The sequence below is a fragment of the Streptococcus sp. ELY_90 genome (genome assembly GCF_058314475.1).
The window spans coordinates 23,681-45,314 of sequence record NZ_JBZFUJ010000014.1; the positions used below are offsets into that span (position 1 = coordinate 23,681).

19 protein-coding genes and 1 pseudogene are annotated in these 21,634 nt (G+C 41.6%); 15 read left to right on the forward strand and 5 right to left on the reverse strand.

Annotated elements, in window-relative coordinates; genetic code table 11:
* Positions 1-105: 105 nt before the first annotated feature.
* A complete protein-coding gene (locus AC4HAF_RS08610) occupies positions 106-1,104 on the reverse strand; it encodes a GIY-YIG nuclease family protein (RefSeq protein ID WP_491097425.1) in 999 nt (332 codons plus the stop codon).
* 324 nt (positions 1,105-1,428) lie between these two features.
* On the opposite strand from AC4HAF_RS08610, the gene AC4HAF_RS08615 reads away from it, so the two are divergent.
* The 12 genes from AC4HAF_RS08615 (at position 1,429) to AC4HAF_RS08670 (ending at position 15,693) form a co-directional block, all read left to right on the forward strand.
* The gene (locus AC4HAF_RS08615; RefSeq protein WP_491097426.1) at positions 1,429-2,181 is read left to right on the forward strand and encodes a lysophospholipid acyltransferase family protein; all 753 of its coding nucleotides are present in this window, start codon (positions 1,429-1,431) and stop codon (positions 2,179-2,181) included.
* Between the two features lie 66 nt (positions 2,182-2,247).
* Positions 2,248-2,910 (forward strand): helix-hairpin-helix domain-containing protein, encoded by a 663-nt coding sequence (locus tag AC4HAF_RS08620; protein WP_491097427.1) that lies wholly within the window; start codon positions 2,248-2,250, stop codon positions 2,908-2,910.
* A complete protein-coding gene (locus AC4HAF_RS08625; protein ID WP_491097428.1) occupies positions 2,900-5,131 on the forward strand; it encodes a DNA internalization-related competence protein ComEC/Rec2 in 2,232 nt (743 codons plus the stop codon). The genes AC4HAF_RS08620 and AC4HAF_RS08625 overlap by 11 nt, the downstream gene beginning before the upstream one ends.
* Positions 5,132-5,367: 236 nt before the next feature.
* Positions 5,368-5,970 carry a DUF805 domain-containing protein gene (locus tag AC4HAF_RS08630; protein WP_491097429.1) on the forward strand — a complete coding sequence of 201 codons (603 nt, stop codon included), beginning with the start codon at positions 5,368-5,370 and terminating at the stop codon, positions 5,968-5,970.
* A 252-nt stretch (positions 5,971-6,222) separates the two neighbouring features.
* On the forward strand, positions 6,223-7,260 hold the full coding sequence (gene holA, locus AC4HAF_RS08635) for a DNA polymerase III subunit delta (protein ID WP_491097430.1): 1,038 nt from the start codon (positions 6,223-6,225) through the stop codon (positions 7,258-7,260).
* 72 nt (positions 7,261-7,332) lie between these two features.
* Complete coding sequence (sodA, locus tag AC4HAF_RS08640) at positions 7,333-7,944, forward strand: superoxide dismutase SodA (protein WP_491097431.1); 612 nt, start codon at positions 7,333-7,335, stop codon at positions 7,942-7,944.
* A 571-nt stretch (positions 7,945-8,515) separates the two neighbouring features.
* The gene (locus tag AC4HAF_RS08645; protein WP_491097432.1) at positions 8,516-9,577 is read left to right on the forward strand and encodes a serine hydrolase; all 1,062 of its coding nucleotides are present in this window, start codon (positions 8,516-8,518) and stop codon (positions 9,575-9,577) included.
* 126 nt (positions 9,578-9,703) lie between these two features.
* Positions 9,704-10,168 (forward strand): MarR family transcriptional regulator, encoded by a 465-nt coding sequence (locus AC4HAF_RS08650; RefSeq protein WP_491097433.1) that lies wholly within the window; start codon positions 9,704-9,706, stop codon positions 10,166-10,168.
* Positions 10,169-10,210: 42 nt separating this feature from the next.
* Entirely contained in the window at positions 10,211-11,458 is a 1,248-nt protein-coding gene (locus AC4HAF_RS08655) for an acyl-CoA thioesterase/bile acid-CoA:amino acid N-acyltransferase family protein (RefSeq protein ID WP_491097434.1), read from the forward strand.
* Positions 11,459-11,626: 168 nt separating this feature from the next.
* On the forward strand, positions 11,627-12,715 hold the full coding sequence (locus AC4HAF_RS08660) for an NAD(P)-dependent alcohol dehydrogenase (RefSeq protein ID WP_491097435.1): 1,089 nt from the start codon (positions 11,627-11,629) through the stop codon (positions 12,713-12,715).
* 36 nt (positions 12,716-12,751) lie between these two features.
* Positions 12,752-14,578 carry an FAD-dependent oxidoreductase gene (locus tag AC4HAF_RS08665; RefSeq protein ID WP_491097436.1) on the forward strand — a complete coding sequence of 609 codons (1,827 nt, stop codon included), beginning with the start codon at positions 12,752-12,754 and terminating at the stop codon, positions 14,576-14,578.
* Positions 14,579-14,829: 251 nt separating this feature from the next.
* Entirely contained in the window at positions 14,830-15,693 is an 864-nt protein-coding gene (locus AC4HAF_RS08670) for a hypothetical protein (RefSeq protein ID WP_491097437.1), read from the forward strand.
* Positions 15,694-16,014: 321 nt separating this feature from the next.
* Here AC4HAF_RS08670 and AC4HAF_RS08675 read toward each other — a convergent pair whose 3' ends face one another.
* Positions 16,015-16,188: a hypothetical protein gene (locus AC4HAF_RS08675; protein ID WP_245543135.1), complete on the reverse strand. Its 174-nt coding sequence runs from the start codon at positions 16,186-16,188 to the stop codon at positions 16,015-16,017.
* A 308-nt stretch (positions 16,189-16,496) separates the two neighbouring features.
* On the reverse strand, positions 16,497-17,525 hold the full coding sequence (gene queA / locus AC4HAF_RS08680) for a tRNA preQ1(34) S-adenosylmethionine ribosyltransferase-isomerase QueA (protein ID WP_491097438.1): 1,029 nt from the start codon (positions 17,523-17,525) through the stop codon (positions 16,497-16,499).
* Between the two features lie 213 nt (positions 17,526-17,738).
* Between queA and AC4HAF_RS08685 the strand changes: the two genes are divergently transcribed.
* Both AC4HAF_RS08685 and AC4HAF_RS08690 read left to right on the forward strand, forming a co-directional pair.
* Complete coding sequence (locus AC4HAF_RS08685) at positions 17,739-18,419, forward strand: VIT1/CCC1 transporter family protein (protein WP_491097439.1); 681 nt, start codon at positions 17,739-17,741, stop codon at positions 18,417-18,419.
* 167 nt (positions 18,420-18,586) lie between these two features.
* Complete coding sequence (locus AC4HAF_RS08690; protein WP_491097440.1) at positions 18,587-19,288, forward strand: glucosamine-6-phosphate deaminase; 702 nt, start codon at positions 18,587-18,589, stop codon at positions 19,286-19,288.
* A gap of 83 nt (positions 19,289-19,371) precedes the next feature.
* On the opposite strand, the gene AC4HAF_RS08695 is transcribed toward AC4HAF_RS08690, so the two are convergent.
* Both AC4HAF_RS08695 and AC4HAF_RS08700 read right to left on the reverse strand, forming a co-directional pair.
* Positions 19,372-20,043, reverse strand: a complete 672-nt coding sequence (locus tag AC4HAF_RS08695) for an ABC transporter ATP-binding protein (RefSeq protein ID WP_491097441.1) — start codon at positions 20,041-20,043, stop codon at positions 19,372-19,374.
* 2 nt (positions 20,044-20,045) lie between these two features.
* The gene (locus AC4HAF_RS08700; protein WP_491097442.1) at positions 20,046-21,104 is read right to left on the reverse strand and encodes an ABC transporter permease; all 1,059 of its coding nucleotides are present in this window, start codon (positions 21,102-21,104) and stop codon (positions 20,046-20,048) included.
* 302 nt (positions 21,105-21,406) lie between these two features.
* On the opposite strand from AC4HAF_RS08700, the pseudogene AC4HAF_RS08705 reads away from it, so the two are divergent.
* Positions 21,407-21,544, forward strand: a pseudogene (locus tag AC4HAF_RS08705) (LytTR family transcriptional regulator); the annotation flags it as partial.
* Between the last annotated feature and the right edge of the window lie 90 nt (positions 21,545-21,634).

The window sequence follows — 21,634 nt, forward strand, 5'->3', positions numbered from 1 at the left end:
TTCACGTTTAGGCCTCTGATTTTGTGAGTGCATTTTTTTCAAAATTTTTCTGGAAAAGATGTACCCAATTAAGAAAGAAACAGGCGTAGTGCGCCTGTTCTAGTCTTATTTAGTATGTTTTGCGATATAATCCAGCTTTTCCTGACGTGTTTTTTGTTTAAATTTTGCTTCGGCACTCATGGCAGCATTTTTGTGGTTAAATGTTTCAAAGTAGACCAATTCAACCGGCAGTCTGGCTTTGGTATATTTGGCGCCCTTGCCTGCCTGATGGGCGGCCAAACGTTTGTCAATATCGGTCGTGTAACCCGTGTAGAGGCTGCCGTCAGCACATTTGAGAACATACATATAGGCCTTGTGATCCTTGCCAAAGTAAATATCGTGAATCTCGTCGGTATAATCACCATTATCCTTATGAACAATCAAAGGTGGCAAAAATTTCATACCATCGATAGCTCCATCTTTAATCGCTTCAATCAAAAGCATGTTAGCTTCTTTGTCAGCCTTAGGGTAGACAAACTGGATGCGTTTTGGCGCCAGTTTGTATTTTTTCAAAGTATCAATGATTTCAAGGAAGCGATCAGGACGATGTACAATCGCCAGCCGCCCCTTGGTTTTAAGCGCCTGCTGGCTGATGCGGCAAATCTCGTCAAGATTAGTTGTGATTTCATGGCGAGCTAAAAGGTAGTGCCTGCTGGCATTCTTTTTAGATGTCTCGCTTGCTTTAAAATAAGGCGGATTGCAAAGGATGAGATCGACTTTGGAGCGGGGAACATGGTTCATGAGATTTTTTAAGTCGTCGTTAATCATACTGACTTGGTTTTGCAGCTGGTTGAGTTCGATTGAGCGTTGGCCCATATCAGCCAGCCGTTTTTGAATTTCAATTTCAACAATTTTAGCCTTGGTTTTAGTTGAAGCAAATAGTCCGACGGCTCCGTTGCCTGAGCAAAGGTCCACAATCAAACCTTTGGATGGAAATTTTGGAAAACGAGAGAGCAGGACACTGTCAATAGAATAAGAAAAGACGTCTTTATTTTGAATAATTTTGACATCGGTAGAAAAGAGCTGATCAATCCGCTCTTTTTTCTTTAAAAGAGGAGTTTTCATAGGACTTATTATAGCAAAAAAATAATGCCTTGTCTGTCGCTTCAATCTGTCACGGGTGTCGAAATTCTTGTCATACGCAATAGTTTTTCAGAAGTCTGACAAATAGTTTAACGATAAATCAAATGGCAGCTCTGGAATAATTCTTCTGTCAAAAATGTTAAATTTTGATATAATGAAATCATTACTGTGTTATCAAAATTGAATACGGGCTAAAAGCGTCGAGAAAAAGACAGCCTGCCTGATGCGCCAGCGCATGGCGCTAGGGTTCTATTTTCTTCTCGCTTTCTTCATGCCCTTTGTATCTTAAATAAAGGAGAATTTTCAGTGCTTTACACGTATCTGCGCTCTCTGCTGGTCTTTTTAATTTGGGCAGCTAACGGCAACATTCACTATCATCATCGGAATAAGCTTTTGCCTCAAGATGAAAATTATGTTTTGGTGGCGCCTCACCGTACGCTGTGGGATCCTATTTTTCTGGCTTTTGCAGCTCGTCCCAAGCAATTTATTTTCATGGCCAAAAAGGAACTCTTTAGAAATCGTGCCTTTGGCTGGTGGATCCGCATGTGCGGAGCTTTTCCTATTGATCGGGAAAATCCGGGAACGGAAGCCATTCGCTATCCTGTGAAAATGCTTAGAAAGAGCGATCGTTCTCTTATTATGTTTCCAAGCGGCAGCCGCCACTCTTCTGATGTCAAGGGAGGTGTTGCTGTTATTGCAAAAACCAGCAAGGTCAAAATCATGCCGGCAGCCTATGCCGGCCCTACTTCAATCAAGGGTCTTCTTAAGCACGATAGGATTGATGTGACTTTTGGAAATCCTATTGATATTTCGGACATCAAGCGCATGAATAACAACGGAATTGAAAAGGTTTCGCATCGTATTGAAAAGGAATTTGCTCAGATGGATGCCGAAACTGCATCTTTCAAGGATGACAGCCGTCCAAGCTGGTGGAGCTTGATTTACCGCCTGCCTGCTATGCTGTTGGTAGTCGTTATACTGGGGTTGACTTATATCTTTTCTTGGTTTGCAAGTTTTGTCTGGAATCCTGAAAAACATAGGGAAAAAAATTTAAAATAATGTAAAAAACTTACCTCAAGGTAGGTTTTTTCTTTATTCTGCGAATAAAGAAGTAAGGAGGATTATATGATAGAAGAAATGCTGGATAAATTCAGAGACAATAAGTGGCTTCTTACGGCAGTCGCTGTTTTTGCTGCTCTGGGACTGGGTTTTTATTTTCTTTCTTCAAGCGAAAAAGAGGGACAAAGCAATTGGCCGCAGTCACAGGAGCAGACTTTTTCAGCAACAAGTGTACCAGCCCATTCGAAAAATAAAAGGAAGGCGCAAGCAGCTTCAACAATAATGGTTGATGTCAAGGGTGCAGTAAAAAACCAAGGAGTCTACCGCCTGCCGGCTGACAGCCGAGTTAATGAGCTTATTGAGAGGGCCGGCGGTTTTTCTGAAAAAGCAGACCGCAAATCAGTCAACCTTGCGCAAAAGCTGCAGGATGAGGCTGTTATTTACGTTGCATCAGTCGGAGAAAACATCAGTGTCATTGGCAATCCTCAGAAAGAAGCAGCCAGTCAGGCAAGCAGCTCTGAGGCCGCAGCAAATGATAAGATTAATCTAAACACAGCCAGCCTTGCTGATCTGCAGACCATATCCGGTATCGGTGAAAAACGGGCGCAGGACATTATTGATTATCGTGAGACAAACGGCAGTTTTCAGTCCATAGAAGATCTGAAAAATATTTCCGGCATTGGAGACAAAACCTTTGAAAAACTGAAAGACATGGTGAGTGTTGATTAAATTACCGTTAAAGCCTGTGTATCTAGCATTTTTAACTATTTTGATTTATTTTTTAATCTATCGTTTTTCTTTAGTAACTGTCTCCTTAGTTTTTTTAAGTTTAATTTTTCTTTTTGTGCAGTATGATCGGAAAACCTGCTTCAAAACATTCTTATTTTTGCTGTTTTTTGGGCTTTATTTTTATCTTTCTTACCAGAAAGCAGAGTCTGACTATCAACACGCGCCCAAGCAAATTGAAGAACTTAGAATTATTCCGGATACTATCAGTGTTAATGGCGACAGCCTCAGTTTTCAGGGAAAATCAGAGCACCGCACTTATCAAGCTTTTTACACCTTAAAATCTCAGAAAGAAAAACAATACTTTGAGAACCTCTGGAAAACAAGTCTTATTAAGGTTGCTGCTGATGTGCATAAAGCTGAGCAGACACGGAATTTTGGCGGGTTTGATTATCGCAGCTACTTAAAAACACAAAAGATCTACCGCCTGGTGAATGTTGAAAAAATAGAAAAAATAAGGCCCGAGCAAGGCTTAACTTTTTTTGATAGGCTGCATGAGCAGCGGCGGCGGCTCTTGGTGTTTGTCAGTCAAAAGTTCCCGATTCCTATGCGCCATTACATGACCGGCTTGCTTTTTGGTCATTTGGATAGGTCTTTTGATGAAATGAGTGACATTTATACCAGTTTGGGGATCATCCATCTTTTTGCACTATCAGGCATGCAGGTAGGCTTTTTTATCGGTAATTTTCGCTACCTGGGTCTGCGTTTAGGTGTGAGACGGGATTATATGAACTGGCTGCAGCTGCCTTTTTCTGTCATCTATGCCGGGCTGACAGGTTTTTCAGTATCTGTTGTCCGCAGTCTGCTGCAGAGTAATCTGTCTAACTTTGGTTTTACAAAGATGGACACTTTTGCAGTGACCGTATTTACCATGTTTGTTATCATGCCGCATTTTCTCTTAACAGCAGGCGGAGTGCTCAGTTTTGCCTATGCTTTTATTTTAAGCATGATTGATTTTAAGCACTTGTCCCAGCCCAAGCGATGGGGTGCTCAGATGCTGACCTTGTCTTTGGGTGTGCTGCCGCTTCTGATGTGGTATTTTAGCAGTTTTCAGCCTCTTTCAGTCTTTTTAACAGCGGTTTTTTCCCTTGCGTTTGATGGTCTTCTCCTGCCGGTTTTAACCATCGTTTTCTTTTTATCACCTTTTATATTATTGGCAAATGTTAATTTATTTTTCATTATGCTAGAGCGATTTATTGTTTATATCAATCAGATTTTCAGCCGTCCTTTGATTCTGGGGAAACCGTCTTTGTGGCTGTTAGTGATTATTTTGCTGACTATGGCACTGTTGCATGATTATCGAAAGAAAAGGCTCTTAGCCGCTCTATTGACTGCCTTTCTTGCTTTATCATTTTTGATTGCAAAAAATCCTTTAACTAATGAGGTTACCATGGTTGATGTCGGACAGGGCGACAGCATTTTTTTGCGGGATATAAAAGGAAAGACAATTCTAATTGATGTAGGAGGCCGAGTGCCTTTTGCTAAGCCGGCTGAGTGGCAGCAGCGCACAAGCAGTGCTAATGCGGAGCGAACCCTGATTCCTTATTTGAAAAGCCGCGGTGTCAGTAAGATTGATCAACTGGTTCTCACCCACACAGATAGCGATCATATAGGCGATATAGAAATTGTTGCAAAAACATTTAAAATCGGACAGGTTTTAGTCAGTCCGGGCAGTTTGGCTAATGAGAATTTTGCAGCAAAACTAAAGAAGCTGCAGCTTAAAGCAGCTGTTCTTAGAGCTGGAGACAGCCTGCCTATCATGGGCAGTCAGCTGCAGGTACTCTATCCTTTTAAAACAGGAGATGGAGGGAATAATGATTCTGTGGTTCTTTATGGCAAACTTTTAAATCTGAGCTTTCTTTTTACAGGTGATTTGGAAAAAGAAGGAGAAGAACGATTGCTTGGAGCTTATCCCGCTCTGACGGCCGATGTTTTAAAGGCAGGACACCATGGTTCTAAAAGCTCTTCTTCTGCTGAGTTTTTAAAACAGCTCAGCCCTCAAGTAACCCTTATTTCTGCAGGAAAAAACAATCGCTACAAGCACCCGCATCAAGAGACTTTAAGGCGTTTGACTAAGATTAAGAGCCGGATTTATCGGACAGATCAGAACGGTGCCCTTCGTTTTAAAGGAATCAAAACTTGGACGCTTGAAACGGTGAAATAAAGATAAAACTGCTGCCGATGCTCTCATGGTGTCTTTGTTGATTGAAGCTGATTTTACTGGTAAATGGGTTGCCGGATTTTTAATCATAACTGGTCTTGTAGGAAGAAGTGGCTTTTGAATAGTCTGTGACAGGCTTGCTGCTGGCTGCGTCCCGAGTAGGGAGACAGAGGTGTTCTTGTTTTCCTGATGAAATTGTGGTATTCTGGTAGAGTAAAAAATAGTAAGGGAGTTTACCTATGTTTACAGCTTATAAAAAATTCTGGACGAACTATGTCAATTTTACAGGCCGAACCAGCCGAACTGATTATTGGTGGGCACTTCTGTGCAATGTCTTGCTTGTAATGCCTTTCGCTTCTGCAATTACATCCATTTATTATTTCAATTATTATGAATATATGGGAAGGGTTTACAATGGAGACATGGAATCCTTAATGGTTGATACGACACCAAATCTTTTTACTGTTGATATTATTATTCTTACAGTTATTGTTCTTCTCTTTTATTTGGCCATTTTAGTACCGAACTTAGCTATTTCTGTTCGCCGCTTGCGTGATGCTGGTTTTCACTGGTCACTTATTTTTATTCCCGTAGGAGCAGCAGTCTTCTCATTGCTCCTGTTTGTGCCTTTCTTGCGTGCTATTGTATTTGTTCTTGTTGGATTCGCAAATATTTTCTATACTATTTTGCTGTGTCAGCCGACAAAACCTTATCAAGCACCTGCACAGCCTGTGCAGCCAACGCAAACGCCTAATGCTTATCAAGGACAGGCACCGCAGCAGCCAACCGTTCAGCCTGCTGCACCTGTACAGCCGCAGGCACCGACGAATCAGCAACAGTAAGTATAAGCCGTTTAATAAGACTTGGAGCAGTTTGCCCAAGTCTTTTACTTTTTATCTGGAAAGTTTGAGCAGCAGGCAGTTTTTGTCTGCTGAACATTCATAAACTGTCAATAAAGCAGGCTTTGAACAGTAAGGCTGAACTGACAGTCTGAATAGGGGATCCTAAGTCTTTGTCTCAGTACGTTTTGGAATTTTTTCTTCTGCCTTTAGCTGAAGGTCATACTCCTTGCTATTTTCTGCTATAATAAGGATATGATTGCTATAGAAATGATTGAACGTTTAAAAAAGGACGAGCTTACTCCCATTACGGTTTTAACCGGAGAAGATTTTGGGCAGTACAGCCAGATGAAAGAACTCTTTTTAAATCAAATTGGTTTTGAACCCAGTGATTTGAATTATTCTTATTTTGATATGGCCGAAACGGCTTATCAGGATGCTGAAATGGATTTGGAGAGTCTGCCTTTTTTCGCTGATGAAAAAATAGTCATTTTTGATAATGTTGCCGATATTACAACGGCTAAAAAATCTTATCTTGATGATAAAGAATTGAAGCGCTTAGAAGCTTATTTAGCCAATCCTCTTGCAAGTACAAAGCTGATTTTATGTGCTTTTGGGAAATTGGATGGCAAGAGACGCCTAGTTAAATTACTGAAACGGGATGCGCAGATTTTTGAAGCCAATCCTTTAAAGGAAGCAGAGCTTCGGACCTATTTTCAAAAGCGGGCCCATAAGGAAGGTTTGGTTTTTGAGTCCGGTGTTTTTGAAGAGCTGCTTGCCAAGTCAGGTTTTGATTTTAGTGAGGTAAACAAGAATCTGACCTTCCTGAAGTCCTATAAAGCAGGCGGTCGGGTAACCAGCCAAGACATCCGTCAGGCCATTCCTAAAACGCTGCAGGATAATATTTTTGATCTGACCCAGCTGGTTTTGTTGGGGAAGGTAGATGAGGCGCGTGATTTAATTCGTGATTTGCGGCTGCAGGGAGAAGATGAAATCAAATTGATTGCTGTTATGCTGGGACAGTTTCGTATGTTTACTCAGGTTAAATTACTGGGCAGTCGGGGGAAAACAGAACAGCAGATGGTAGCGGAATTATCTGACATTATAGGCAGAAGGGTCAATCCTTATCAGGTTAAATTTGCTGTCAGAGACAGCCGCAGCCTGCCGCTGTCTTTTCTTAAGAAAGCTATGGTTTATCTTATTGATGCGGATTATCACATTAAAAGAGGTGTCTATGATAAGGACTATTTGTTTGATATGGCGATTTTGAAAATGGTACATGAAAGGCAATGAGCAGAATAGTTGTAAGCTCTATTGTTTTACGATATGATGAGGGTGTATTAAAAAAGAAAAGAGGTAATTGACATGGCAATTATTTTACCAGATCTTCCTTACGCTTACGATGCTTTGGAACCTTATATTGACGCGGAAACAATGACTCTTCATCATGATAAACACCATGCTACCTATGTGGCAAATGCTAATGCAGCTCTTGAAAAACATCCAGAAATTGGTGAAAATTTAGAAGTGCTTTTGGCTGATGTTGAACAAATTCCGGAGGATATCCGTCAGGCTTTGATTAACAATGGCGGCGGACACCTTAACCATGCGCTTTTCTGGGAGCTTCTTTCACCGGAAAAAACAGAAATCACTGCAGAAGTAGCAGCAGCAATTGATGAAGCTTTCGGCTCATTTGAAGCCTTCAAGACAGCTTTCACTCAGGCAGCCGCAACACGCTTTGGTTCAGGCTGGGCTTGGCTCGTTGTAAACGCAGAAGGCAAGCTTGAAGTAATGTCAACAGCCAACCAAGATACCCCGATTTCACAGGGATTAAAGCCAATTTTAGCGCTTGACGTTTGGGAACATGCTTATTATCTCAAGTATCGCAATGTTCGTCCGGATTATATCAAAGCTTTCTTTGAAGTAATCAATTGGAACAAGGTTGCTGAACTTTATGCAGCAGCTATCGCAAAATAATTTTTAATAGATTAATTGGCGATACGACCAAAGGAGAACGATAATTTCTCCTTTGGCCGTTAGTCAGTCCTCTAGAGTATGGGACAAAAATCGGTAAATCGTAATGACATTACGATTTTGATTTTGTCGTCCCACCTCCGCACAGTTGATTAGGATGGCCGCTATCACTTGCCTAGCAAGGGATAAGGACCTCCAATCAACCACTGCGTCAAACTGCTATATTGTAAATAGTTAAAGGAGGAGAGACTTTTGTCCCAGCCTCGTGTAACATCGAGCGTTTAGCCGATGGAACTGAGGAGTGGAAGAAGGTTGCTGAACTTTATGCAGCAGCAAAATAGTTTTTCGCTATTATTTAGCAGGGACTGAGGCATTTTACCTCAGCCCCTTTTTATTATTCATAATAGGTGCCTAAGTCAGCAGTAACAGATGTTGATTTAATGTTTTTCTGAGCACAGTTGCATGGAGTGAAACTTTTTCCTGATTAAAAACTGCTGAAACACTAAAGAAATTTTTTTAATAGTCTTGTCATTTCACTGTCAGTCCTTTATAATGGTAGGGTCAGGAGAAAATTGTGAATCGAAAAAAATTAATTGTATCAGTACTGGTTCTTGCTTTAGCAGTATTATTGGGTAGTTTTTTCTTTCAATCTAAAAATATCATGAAGCAAAACCGGTCTTCATCAACGAAAACGTCATCCAGTCTTAGTGAGACCAGCGAAACAGCAAATGACAGTAAAGAAAAGAAAACGCCGCCTCAGGTTGTTGAAAAAACAGCAGAAGAAAAACAAGCGGTCATGGATGCTGACGCAGCAACGATGGACGCTATCGGACTGCGCTATGACTACGCTAATTTGACCCTTCCTCAAGTCGTTCAGACCTATCTGAATGAAAGGGGAATTGATCATTCCTGTGTTGCTTTTTCCTATAAAAATACAGCCAGCGGTGAAGTGATTGCCATGAATGAGGCACAGCCAATGACTGCAGGTTCAACTTATAAGCTGCCTTTAAATATGCTGGCAGTGGATGCTGTGAAGAAAGGAGAACTTTCTTTAGAGCAGCCTTATGATATTACAGATCTTGAGTATGAATATATCGGCGAATACCAAGCTTACCGCAACCAGTTTGGTGATGATATGACCATTCCTGAAATGCAGGAGTACTCACTGATTTATTCCGAAAACACCCCTGCCTATGCTATGGCTAAAGCTCTTGGAGGCTTTGATAAGGTTTATCCGATGTTTAAACGTTATGGCAAATCTAAAGGCGATGTTAAAACGATTGATCAAGAAGGCAATAAAACGACAACAGACTACTATATTCAGGTTTTAAGCCATCTGTGGCAGCATCAGGATAAATACGCTGACATCCTCGGCTATTTAGGTCAGTCTTTCCCGGGGCTTTACTATGAAACCTATCTTCCAGACATCGACATCCGCCAAAAACCGGGTTATGTCCGTGAAGCTCTTAATATTGATGCTCTTGTTTATGAACAAACACCTTATTTGATCGCACTTTATACCGCCGGTTTGGGGGGTACAACTCCCGAAAACGATGAAATCAACGATGTCGGCTATTCTCAGCTCTGCCAAATAGCCTATATTATCAATGAATGGCATCGCGTCAACCGCAATTAACAGACAGACCCTCAGCTGCTCGTGAGCAGCCGAGTTTTTTTATAACAGCTTAATCATCGTTTACATCAAATTTATCTTGACATTTTTTTACTATTTGTTAAGATACTTAACAAAGGAGTTAATGTAATGGATAAAGAATTCCTGATTGCTTTTAATAAAAGATTTCAACAGTTTCTTAAAGCTTATGCTCAACTGGAAAAAAGCCAGCATTATATAAAGTCTGTACCAGAGCTTAATTTATCAGAAATACATACGCTTATCAGTATTGCTGATAATCAGCCTCTTAATTTAGTGACTCTGTCTCAATTAAAAGGAATTTCACGCAGTGCTGTAACTCAGATGACTGCAAAGTTAGAATCTAAAGGATTTTTGCTCAAAATCCCCAATAAGGATAATCGTCAAGAAATTCTTTTATCTCTGACACCATCTGGAGAAGAAATATATAAGCTTCATCAAAAGCAACATGATTACTTAGAAGAAAAAATATTGACAGTTTTACAGACGTATCCAGAAGCATTATTAACTGATTTAGATCACTTAATGTCTGATCTGGAAATGATTTGGCAAGACTTACCTTGGAAATCAAGGTAATTTTTTTAAAGAAACTGTTAAGCAACTTAACAAAGGAGAAAAATGGTTACTTTTTTCATCAAAAGTGAAAATAATATGGCAGACAGCCCTTTTAGTCTGACTATTAAAAATTTACCAATCAATTGTCAACTAAAAGTCAGAATGATTTTAAGACACTATTATAATATTAATGCTCCAATGGACTTATCGACTGAAATCCCCTGGCAAGCAGAAACTGTTATGCAGGCAGATTCCAAAGGGAGTTTAGTATTATCAGAGGATACAGCTGTTTCTTTTGATGGGAAAGAGCCTGTTTCTGCTATGGATCTATTTGCAAGCTGCCAGGTAGCAGTGAAGAAGAAAATGAAACTCGCTTCAGGGTTAAAGAATATTCCTTTGAATCCATTTTATGAGATTCAGATACAGGTACTTAAAGATCAAAATTTGCTAGGGCAGGAATCCTTTAAGCGTTATTATCAAAGTCCGGATATCAGTCATAGGGATTTGCTGTTTCAGAGAGGTCAAGGACGGCTTTTTTACAGTAAAGCCAGTCCTAAAAGGCCAGCAATTATTGTTTTAAGCGGAAGTGATGGACGAATTGAAAAAGCACAAAACATCGCTCAGCTGTTAGCCAGCCATGGTTTTACGACAATCGCCGTTGCTTATTTTGGGTTAGAGGGACTTAGCCCGTATTTGGAACGAATACCTCTTGAACTCATTGGAGAAGTCTTAGATTATTTAAAAGAATCGCCTTATGTTGATAAGCAAAGAATTGGCATGTATGGCCGTTCAAAAGGAGCAGAATTTGCACTTTTAGCAGCCAGCAGATACTCTGATATTAAATGCTTGGTGCTTAATTCTCCATCTCATCTTTGTTTAGAAGGTATTAAAAATTGGCGCAATTCTAAAACATCTTCGTGGACTTGTAAAGGCCGAGAAGTTTCATACCATCCTTTCTTATGGCGGGATTTTTTCAGACGCCGGTTTATGAAAAAACCATTAAGAGTTCTTGATTCTCATAGTTTTATTCCTGCCGCAAATGTACAGGGAGCCTTGCTTCTTTTGGCATCAAAAAATGATGAAATATGGGATGCTTACCAATCAGTTTTAGAAATAAAGAAGCAGTTGCAGAGCAAGAATTTTAAATATCCTTATCAGACAGCGTTTTATGAAAATTGCGGGCATATGATGACGGTTGCCTATCAGCCCAATCATCGTTACCAAAAGACTGAAAACAGCAAAGTTATGGCAGATACAAACGATTCTTGGCAAAAGACAGTTGCTTTTTTCAAAAAATATTTGAAACAGTAATTGTAATTTTAAGTGTTTCAGTCTTTATCGGTTTCAATCAATTATTCATTGAGTATTATAAGAGAAAATGATACACTTAATGTGAAAACGCATACAAACTTATGGAGAAAGGAGGAGACTGCGTCAGGAAGCGCCTATTCATAATAATAACGTCAGGAGGTGAAGTCTATGAAAATAAAAGCTGTCGTAACACATGAGCAAGGGGAAACCTTGCGGATTGAAGATGCAAAACTGAGAGAACCTAGAGACGATGAAGTCTTAGTTAAAGTCGTAGCTGCCGGAATCTGTCATACAGATGCTTTGGGAAGAGACATTGGTATGACACCTTATCCGGTGGTGCTGGGACATGAGGGCGCCGGTATTGTGGAAAAGACGGGAAGGTTTGTCACCAGTGTTAAGCCGGGGGACCATGTGGTCTTATCCTTTGCTTACTGCAATCACTGTGTTAATTGTCTAAAAGGACATCCGGCCAATTGTGTCAGCAGCGGACTGTTAAATTTTGGCGGACGGTTTGCGGATGGGACAACACCTTTAAAGCAAGGGAACCAAGAGTTGTCTACTTTCTTTGGACAGGCCTCTTTTGCGACTTATTCCGTTGTGAAAGAAACGAGTGCTGTAAAGGTAGATAAGGATGTTGATCTTAGCTTGCTGGGAGGCTTAGGATGCGGTTTTCAAACGGGCAGCGGTACTGTTTTAAATCGTTTAAAGCCTGAATTTGGAACATCCATCGTTATTTACGGAGCGGGAGCTGTAGGGCTGTCAGCCGTTATGGGAGCTAAGCTAACAGGCTGTGCCAATATTATTGCGGTAGATATTCACGATAGCCGTTTAGCTTTGGCAAAAGAGCTGGGTGCTACGCATACGATTAACAGCCAAACTGAAGACTTTGAGAAACGCATTAAGGAAATCACAGAAGGCGGAGCAGACTATGGCCTTGACACAACAGGAGTACCTGCTGTTGTGCGTGCCGCTTTGCGTGCTTTAATTCCTATGGGAACACTGGCTGTCGTAGGCTTAACACCGGAGATGCCTATTGATATTCATGCTGAAATTATGTCTGTCAGCAAATCTTTGATTGGTGTTGTTGAAGGTGATGCTGTGCCTCAGATGTTTATCCCGCGTTTGGTAGATTTCTATAAGCAAGGCCGATTTCCAATTGACAAATTGGTAAAACATTATGCTTTTGAAGACATCAATCAAGCTTTTGCAGATTCTGCAAATGGTTCTGTCATCAAGCCGGTTGTAAAAATTGGCTAGAGGTTATTTTATATTATATTGAAAGGAACAATTATCATGGCTCAGTTAAAATCAGGAACTTATAAGGTGATTGCAGAAGGCTATGAAGGCAATACAACGCCTTACGAAATTATTATTAAAGAGGGCAAACTTGCAGAAATTAATCCACAAAAGGAAATTATTCCGGATAGTTTAGAGGATACTGTTATTAAGCGTTTAACACAGCAGATGATTGGAGAGCAGACCCTTGAGGTTGATGCGATTTCCGGTGCGACTTCAACGTCCAAAGGCTTGGTTAAAGCTGTCGGTGAGGTGATTGCTCAGGCCGGTGGTAACCCTGACGATTATCATCAGTCAGTCTCTGGCTCTGTTAGCAATTCCAAAGCATCTGCAGCAGCTTCAAAGGCCGCTACTGCAGATGATTACAGCGAGTGGCGAACAGCGCCTGAAAAGATTGATAAAGAAATAAACACCGATTTTCTGATTATTGGCGCAGGGATTTCAGGATTGGCAGCTGCCGTTCAGGCCGGTGAGCTGGGACTGAAAACGACTGTTCTTGAAAAGATGCCTTTTGTTGCCGGCAATGGCGGCGGTGTTGAGGGGATTTTCGGCATCAACACTAAAATGCAAAAGGCAGCAGGCATTCACGCCAATAAAGAAGAAATCATTGCGCGGGAAGCTGAGCTGGGGCAATACCGTGTAGACGGCTCTTTCTGGGTTGATCTTGTCAATAATTCGGCCGACAATATTGACTGGCTGGTGGATCATGGTGTCCAGCTGACATCTGTGGATGACTACCACGGAACTTGTCAGTTTCCGACCTTCCATTGGTATAAAGGCGGGTTTGCTTCTGTCGGCTATGTTCCTTATATGAAAGAACACGCTGACAAACTGGGCGTCGAATTCTTGCTGGAAACCAGCGCTCAGGGCCTGATTTATGAAAATGGCACAGTCCGCGGAGCCTATGCTCAAAATAAAGACGGCATTTTAAAAATCAATGCCAAGGCAACTTTGATTGCTACAGGCGGTGTGGGTCACAGCGAAGAGCTGATTGCAAAGCAAGGCTGGCAAACAGAAAACCTGCATTACTGCTCTATGCCAAGTAATACTGGTGACGGCTATAAGATGGCCATGTCTCTGGGTGCCAAGGACATGCTTTTGGAATCACCGGAATTCATGATGAATTATATCATGGCGCTGCCGCACGAAGGTGTGCACCTGTACATTGATCCTATTAACGGTTTTATGGCCCTGCCATCCGGCGGTCCTGTTGTATGGGTAAACCAAGAGGGCGTGCGGCTGGTCAATGAAAATGTTAAGAAATATAATCTGCTCTATCAAAGAATGGCTATCCACTCAACCAAAAACACCTATCAGATTTTCAATCAGGCTATTTATGATAAGATTACCGAAGGGGTTGAAAATGCTCAGGAAGTTTTGGCAGAAGCTGTTCGGACCAATGACGGCAATTCTTTGTATAAAGAAGACCGCATTGAAGATTTAGCACAGCATTTTAACCTGCCCAAAGATACAGTGGCTGATACGATGAAACGCTACAATCACTATTGTCACCAAGGCAAGGATGAAGAGTTCAACAAGGATGCGGACATGCTGATTCCGATTGAAGAAGGACCGTTTTATATCGCTCGGCTGGATCCGTCAAATCTGATTGGTATTGGCGGTGTCGGTTCTAACCGTAAATTTGAAGTTATTGATGAGAAGTTTGAAAAAATTCCTGGCCTTTACATTTCAGGAATGGACAGCACCATGCAGTACCGCAGTGTTTATACCATTACCTTGGGCGGTTCCGCCTGCGCTCACAATGTTAATTCAGGGCGTCACGCTGCCATGAATGCAAAAGATTACATTGTTAATGAATTGTAGATGCCAAAAGAAAGGAAAGGGGCGGGTAAAATTTTGCCGCTTTTTCCGTATATTAGGCAGAGCAGCTTGCTGAATTTTTAAGGGATTGCTTGTCCTGCCGGTGATTATCAGTCGTGCCAAGGCAGGAGACAAAATCAAATGGCTGTTAAGTTCCTGATTTTTTAGCAATCGTGTTGATTGCATCGGTTTATGGGTGACGGCGGAGCCAAACAGGTGTGTCTGCTCCGCTCTCATTGTTAGATTTAGGGGTTATGATGAAAAAAAGTCACAAGGTTCACACCGGTCTAAGACTGAGCCTTTTAATAATTGGTTTACAGTTATTAAGTGTGGTTATCAGCATGAATTTTGGACGAACGGTGAACGAGCAAAGAATACTGTTTCTTGTTCTTTTTATCCTAGTATGGATTTTTGTAATATTCCTTTTAAGGAAGCATTCGAAAATCATTGCGGCCAAAAGATTTGCTGCGGCCATTGCAGTCGTTTATGTCTTACTTTATGGTACTTTGTTTATGACTATGATAACGAATTCGTCACCCAAGCCGATTCAGGGCAATAATCTGGTGACCATGAATTATACTAAAGACCTTCTTGCCAAGGGTTATCCTCATATAGAAGATGTTCTCAAAAAGGAGAAAGTTTCTTCTAATCGTTATAAGGAAATCTACCGGTTTGAAAACAAAGATTCGGCCTGTGTCATCTTTTATGCACCTGCACCAAAATCAGTCAAAAAAGGCCCTTCACAAGCAAAAAATCCATTCTATCTATGCCCAAAACTGGAAAGTACTGAAATGTATAAAAAGAATGGGAAATACTACTACATTGGCAAAAGAAATCTGAACTGCTCATTTTATAAGAAATACTCCGATGAAAAGACGCTGCGATCGGATCTGCAGGAATCTCTGAAAAAGAAAGGGACATTTCCGGAATTTCAATCGGTTTATGCTTGGGGCTGCTCTGCTTACCCGAATATGGAAAATGTTTCTATAGCAGGGAAAAAATGCAGGAAGGTCATTCCGCTGGCTGGGAAAGATGGAAGCACACTGTATTTTTGGCTGATTGATGACATTAGCGTTAAGACCAATCCGGCTTCCGTGGCTATTCGGGGCATGAATTAAGCATTTTATGTAAACTTATCATAACTCCCTAATATCTGCATAAATACTGCCTATAAAGATAAAACCAGTTAGAGGATCGCTGATTGACTATTCACTGAAAGCACAAACAGGTACTCCAAAGATGAAGTACCTGTTTTTTTATCTAATGCTGAAATCGAAAGAGTTTGAGACTTTTGTCCCAAACTCCGGATTATTTTTATCATCCACTGTACCTGACAGAGTGGCCAAATAACTATGTTACAGGACTGACAATCATATCAAATGCGATTAACTGCTTAAGCAATACCATTCAAACTAATCTCAGTTATTCTTCACAGAAAATTATAACCAAGAAATAGGGGTGTGGATAGAATATCCAGCAAATCCGGCTAAAAGTCCGCCGATTATGGCACCGCCGATAGTCATCATCCAGCTGCCTGAAAAACTATAGCATAGCAGACCAAGTCCCAATGCTCCAAAAACGAGCCCAACTAATCCTAAAATTACAGATTGCATTCTAATCATCTCCGATAATTTTTATTTTTGTATTTATCGCTTTATTTCAGCTGACGGTACTTACTTTAGCGGAATTATGTTCAGTTGGCAATGAATTTAAGGTTTTTTAATAAAATAAAAATAGTAATGAGATATTGTAAAAATTATTCTGATAATTCACAGCAAAACTCAAAAACTTCGGCTGGAAGAGCAGCATAGTCTTTAGAGATTATTCTTAGGTGACAATAGGCAGTGACTTTTTTGTACTCAAAAAGCTCTATAATTTCTCTGCCTACAGCAATGATAAAGCCGATTTTTTATGTTTAGCCTTACTTAACAAACATGGCATCGCCAAAACTAAAGAAACGGTAGTGTTCGTCAATAGCGTGCTGATAAGCGTCCAAGACAAATTGGCGTCCGGCGAAGGCTGATACGAGCATGACCAGTGTTGATTTTGGCAAGTGGAAGTTTGTAGAAAAGGCATCAACAATCTTAAATTGGTAGCCCGGTTTGATAAAAATATCGGTCCAACCGGAGTCAGCTTGGATATGGCCGTCAAATTTGTTGCCGATGGTTTCAAGAGTGCGAATCGACGTTGTACCAACAGCCACAATGCGGCCGCCCTTTGCTTTGACATCTTTTAACGTCTGGGCGGCTTCTGCGGACAGACTGTAAAATTCTGAATGCATCTGATGCTCTTCCACATTGTCAACTGAAACAGGGCGGAAGGTTCCAAGTCCCACATGCAGGGTTAGGTAAACGAGTTTGACCCCTTTGGCTTTGATTTTAGCCAGCAGCTCTTCTGTAAAATGCAGTCCTGCTGTCGGTGCTGCTGCAGAACCGTTTTCTTTAGCATAAACGGTTTGATAGCGGTCACGATCGGTCAATTTTTCATGGATATAAGGTGGCAGGGGCATCTCCCCTAAGCTCTCTAAAACTTCCAGAAAAATGCCATCGTAAGAAAATTCAACGATGCGGCCGCCGTGTTCTAATTCTTTCATAATCGTTGCTTTTAACCGGCCGTCGCCAAAAGAAATTCGGCTGCCGGCTTTCAAGCGCTTGGCTGGCTTAGCAAGGACTTCCCATTGGTCACCCTGCGTATTTTTCAACAGCAGCAGCTCAACATGTCCGTGTGTTTCAGCTTTTTCTCCGTGCAGCCGGGCAGGAAGCACGCGCGTATCATTCATAACCAAGGCATCTCCCGGATTCAATTCATCAATAATGTGATCAAAATGAGTGTCTTTCATGGCCTTGGTCTTATGGTCGATAACTAAAAGTTTGGAGCTGTCGCGCTGCTTGAGCGGTGTTTGAGCAATTAAATGTTCGGGTAAGTCAAAATCAAAATCAGTCGTATTCATAGTATTCCTCTAATAATCACTTTTTCAGCCTTACCATTATAACACGAGATAGCTTTTCAGTCATCATTGTAAATTGTATTGTAATGATTTTAGATGAAAGGTATAATAATATTATCTATAAAAAACATGTCATAAAAACCTGCGGTCAACAAAGTTTAACAGATTGCCGGTTTGTTTTAGATTATTATGAAGAAAAACAGTTGGGAGTTGCCTATGGAACAGGAACAAAGTTTTTCAAAGCGCTTGAATATTCTGCGCGCAGGTGTTCTGGGAGCAAATGACGGTATCATTTCTATTGCCGGTGTGGTTATCGGTGTTGCCAGTGCAAAGGCTGATTTATGGATTGTTTTTTTATCCGGCCTTTCGGCTATTTTGGCAGGAGCCTTTTCGATGGCAGGAGGAGAGTACGTCAGTGTCAGCACGCAAAAAGATACGGAGCAGGCAGCTGTTGCCCGCGAGGAGCATTTGCTCAAAAGCGATCCTGATGCCGCCAGAAAATCTCTCTACAATGTTTATCTGGCTAAAGGCGAGTGCGAAACATCAGCGGAGCTTTTGGTTAACAAGGCCTTTCTTAACAACCCCATAAAAACTCTGGTTGAAGAAAAATATAGAATTGAATTTGGTGAATTTACCAATCCCTGGCATGCAGCCATGTCAAGTTTTATTTCTTTTGTCGTCGGCTCTGTATTTCCTACTGCGGCTATCATGCTTTTTCCGGAGAATATTCGGATTATTGCAACCGTTGCAGTCGTGGTTGTGGCCCTGCTGATTACCGGTTATGTCAGTTCCCGTCTGGGAGATGCCCCGACCGGACCGGCTATGCGCCGCAATGTTTCCATCGGTCTTTTGACAATGCTTGCGACCTACCTGATTGGCCAGCTCTTTTCGCTTTAAGAGAATGCCGACTGTTTTTCTAATCAAAGAAGGCTAAGATTGCTGTCTTGGTCTTTTTTTTCGCTAAGATAATAAAATTGTGATTTATTTAGGATTGGCTGCAAAGCTTGACAACGATTGGTCTATACCATATAATGGTTGTATAGACCATTTTTAAGGAGGATGCCATGAAAATAATCGTCGTTAAAGATCAAGCAGAAGGAGGCAGGAAGGCCTTTGAACTTTTGCAAAGAGAGATAGAAGCCGGCGCTAAAACTTTGGGTTTGGCGACAGGCAGCACGCCTTTGGAGCTTTATCGCGAAATACGAACTTCTAAGGTAGAATTTTCAAATTTAGTGTCTGTCAATCTTGATGAATATGTTGGTTTGTCTGCAAAAAATCCACAAAGTTATGCTTATTTCATGCAGCAGCATCTCTTTGCTGCTAAGCCCTTTAAGGAAAGCTTTCTGCCCAATGGTTTGGCAGCTGATTTGCAGGCAGAAACCAAGCGCTATGACCAGCTTATCACAGAAAATCCTATCGATTTCCAAATTCTGGGCATCGGCCGCAATGGTCATATCGGTTTTAATGAGCCGGGCACCGCTTTTGACAGCACAACCCATGTTGTCCATTTAAGTCCGAGTACCATTGAAGACAACAGCCGCTTTTTTGATAAGTCAGAGGATGTCCCGACTCAGGCTATCTCCATGGGGATTGCTTCTATTATGAAATCTAAAAAAATTGTCCTCATGGCTTACGGCAGCCAAAAGGCTGAAGCTGTTGCCCGCATGGTTAAGGGACCGGTTACAGAAGATCTGCCGGCCAGCATTCTGCAGAACCACCCTGATGTGACACTGATTTTGGATCAGGCAGCAGCCGGCAAGTTATAATAAAAAGAAGGAGCTGACAAGCTCCTTTTATGCTGTAATGAATCCATGTGTTCAGATAGATGACTGTTTCAGGCCTATTAAAGTTATCCTTTTTCCAGAACGCCGTCGCTGAGATGGTAGATATCATCTGCGAAGGCTTGCAGACGGCTGTCATGAGTGACAATGACGATGGCTTTATCACCTTGATGAGCCAGGTCAGCTAGAAGTTTACCGACTTCTTTGACCCGCTCACTGTCCAGTGCAGCCGTCGGCTCATCAGCCAGAACAACTTCCGGTTGGGTGTAAAGTGCCCGAGCAATAGCTAGGCGCTGCCGCTGACCGCCAGAGAGTTGGTCGGGGTACTTATCTTTTAACGCGTAGATATCAAGCTGCTTGAGGAGCTGTATCAGATCATCTGAGCTGATATTGCCCTCTTTTTTGATGCGGTCGACCAGCTGAAACTGCTCCATAGCTGTCAAATAAGGAACCAGACTGTAGTTTTGCAGGACAAAGCCAATCTTGTTGAGACGCAGGCTGTCCCGTTGCTTAGGAGTCAGCTTGAGCATATCCTGATTATTGATTGAAATACTGCCTTTGTCCGGTGTCTGCAGACCGCCTGCAATAGTCAAGAAGGTGCTTTTACCCGAGCCGGACGGTCCCAACACCAGAACAAGCTGCCCCTTATCAACGCTGAAATTCAGGTCTTTAAGGACGTGAACGCGGGCGCTGTCTTTGCCAAAATATTTATTGATTTGTTTTAATGTTAAAACTGCCATGCTTAACCTCCGATGATGCTTATAGGATCAATTTTAGCGGTGATGCGAATCGGGATGAGCGATCCCAGCAGAGCCATGACAATCATGCCAACTGACACCAGAGACAAGAGATCGATCTGGAAGGACATAGGAACACTGTTAGGGATAACCATGGCAGTTACAACTGTCAGACCAATCCCGATGACAAGTCCAACCAAAGTTAATAAGAAGGACTGAGCCAGTGTAGCGCTCATCAAACGCCCGGCAGGAATCCCTTGAGCTCTAAGAACAGCATAGTTGTTAATCTTCTGGATGGTAATAATATATAGGAAGACCGAAATGATAACCAAGGAGATAATCATCAAGAAAGCAATCATAAAGATGAATGTCTTATTTTGCGCCGAATATCCCGGCAGTTTTTGAATCATGGCATCGATTGTGTAGGATTTGACACCGTTCTTGTTAATCTTTAGGTTGGCATCTTTAGAGATGATGGCACTGGCCGCAAAATCTTTCGTTCCTTTGAGGGTTTGCCAGTCTGAAAGCTGTCCGTAAATAACAGGAGAAATATTGAGTTTGGCACCCTTGGTAAAGCCAACAATGGTAAAGGTTTTATCAGAGCCGTTGAGTTTGATACTGTCACCCACATCATAACCGTCCTCAGCCAGAGAATCATCAGCTACAACTTCGTAAGCTTTTTTAAAGAGGCGTCCCTTGGAAATAGCCATGTCTTGGGCAATGAACTGATTTTCCTCAATCCCGACAAAAGTTGCCGACTTTTTATCAGCACCGTCAGCTGTCACAATCACAGTCGTTTCACCGATTTGAGCCTTATCCTTATCTTTGCTGTAAGGCCTCACCTGATTCTTGGTCAAGAGCGACTGACGCAAGGTTGTATTAGCGTTATCGTTGAGCAGGATACTTTTGACCTTCCAAGACTCAATAGCAGCAGTATTTTCATGAGCCAGACCCAAAGCCAGACTAGTCATGATAAAGATGAGATAGGTGATGAGGGTAATCATGGCGATAACCATTCCATAGCGAACCTTCTCATGTTTCATTTCCTTTAAAGCTAAAAACATAGCTTACCTCCTGTTTTGTCAATGCAATGATACTATACTACTCTGATGAGAGCTTGTCAAAAAGTTTGCAGACAAAGTAAAAAGTGCTTAAAGGAGCCAGGCAGACAACTCTTTTATACAGCATTTATGAGGCCGAATGATCGGATGTATAGCCTATTTGAAAGGTTTGGCAAGATCACCATAAACGGCTGCCTGCACACTGTTTTAGCTATCCGGTTGACAGAAAGGCTGTAATTCAGTTGCCCTATCCTGTATCTTAGTGGATATGGGATTTTTTTGCTGCTGGGGCTATGCTATAATGAATGGCAGGTGATACTATGAAATTAACAATCAAGCAAGACCCGTCTGTTAAAGATACAGCTGTCCACCTGACTTATGGGCAAAAAGATGAATTGGTCAGACGCATTCTTCGTTTTTTAGAGTCTGTTGATAAGCAGCTTCTTGTTTTTTGTATGTCAATGCCTCTATGATTTCGGCAAAAAGAAGCAGGTACCGGCACCAACCTTTTATAAAACTTATAAAGAAGCTTT

What these genes read in the sequence shown, in the direction of transcription:
- AC4HAF_RS08690 (WP_491097440.1), top strand. Translation starts at nt 18,587, where the DNA reads ATGAAAATAATCGTCGTTAAAGATCAAGCAGAAGGAGGCAGGAAGGCC.
- AC4HAF_RS08665 (WP_491097436.1), top strand. Translation starts at nt 12,752, where the DNA reads ATGGCTCAGTTAAAATCAGGAACTTATAAGGTGATTGCAGAAGGCTAT.
- AC4HAF_RS08660 (WP_491097435.1), top strand. Translation starts at nt 11,627, where the DNA reads ATGAAAATAAAAGCTGTCGTAACACATGAGCAAGGGGAAACCTTGCGG.
- queA (WP_491097438.1), bottom strand. Translation starts at nt 17,525, where the DNA reads ATGAATACGACTGATTTTGATTTTGACTTACCCGAACATTTAATTGCT.
- AC4HAF_RS08650 (WP_491097433.1), top strand. Translation starts at nt 9,704, where the DNA reads ATGGATAAAGAATTCCTGATTGCTTTTAATAAAAGATTTCAACAGTTT.
- AC4HAF_RS08675 (WP_245543135.1), bottom strand. Translation starts at nt 16,188, where the DNA reads ATGCAATCTGTAATTTTAGGATTAGTTGGGCTCGTTTTTGGAGCATTG.
- AC4HAF_RS08685 (WP_491097439.1), top strand. Translation starts at nt 17,739, where the DNA reads ATGGAACAGGAACAAAGTTTTTCAAAGCGCTTGAATATTCTGCGCGCA.
- AC4HAF_RS08670 (WP_491097437.1), top strand. Translation starts at nt 14,830, where the DNA reads ATGATGAAAAAAAGTCACAAGGTTCACACCGGTCTAAGACTGAGCCTT.
- AC4HAF_RS08630 (WP_491097429.1), top strand. Translation starts at nt 5,368, where the DNA reads ATGTTTACAGCTTATAAAAAATTCTGGACGAACTATGTCAATTTTACA.
- sodA (WP_491097431.1), top strand. Translation starts at nt 7,333, where the DNA reads ATGGCAATTATTTTACCAGATCTTCCTTACGCTTACGATGCTTTGGAA.
- AC4HAF_RS08700 (WP_491097442.1), bottom strand. Translation starts at nt 21,104, where the DNA reads ATGTTTTTAGCTTTAAAGGAAATGAAACATGAGAAGGTTCGCTATGGA.
- AC4HAF_RS08695 (WP_491097441.1), bottom strand. Translation starts at nt 20,043, where the DNA reads ATGGCAGTTTTAACATTAAAACAAATCAATAAATATTTTGGCAAAGAC.
- holA (WP_491097430.1), top strand. Translation starts at nt 6,223, where the DNA reads ATGATTGCTATAGAAATGATTGAACGTTTAAAAAAGGACGAGCTTACT.
- AC4HAF_RS08610 (WP_491097425.1), bottom strand. Translation starts at nt 1,104, where the DNA reads ATGAAAACTCCTCTTTTAAAGAAAAAAGAGCGGATTGATCAGCTCTTT.
- AC4HAF_RS08655 (WP_491097434.1), top strand. Translation starts at nt 10,211, where the DNA reads ATGGTTACTTTTTTCATCAAAAGTGAAAATAATATGGCAGACAGCCCT.
- AC4HAF_RS08620 (WP_491097427.1), top strand. Translation starts at nt 2,248, where the DNA reads ATGATAGAAGAAATGCTGGATAAATTCAGAGACAATAAGTGGCTTCTT.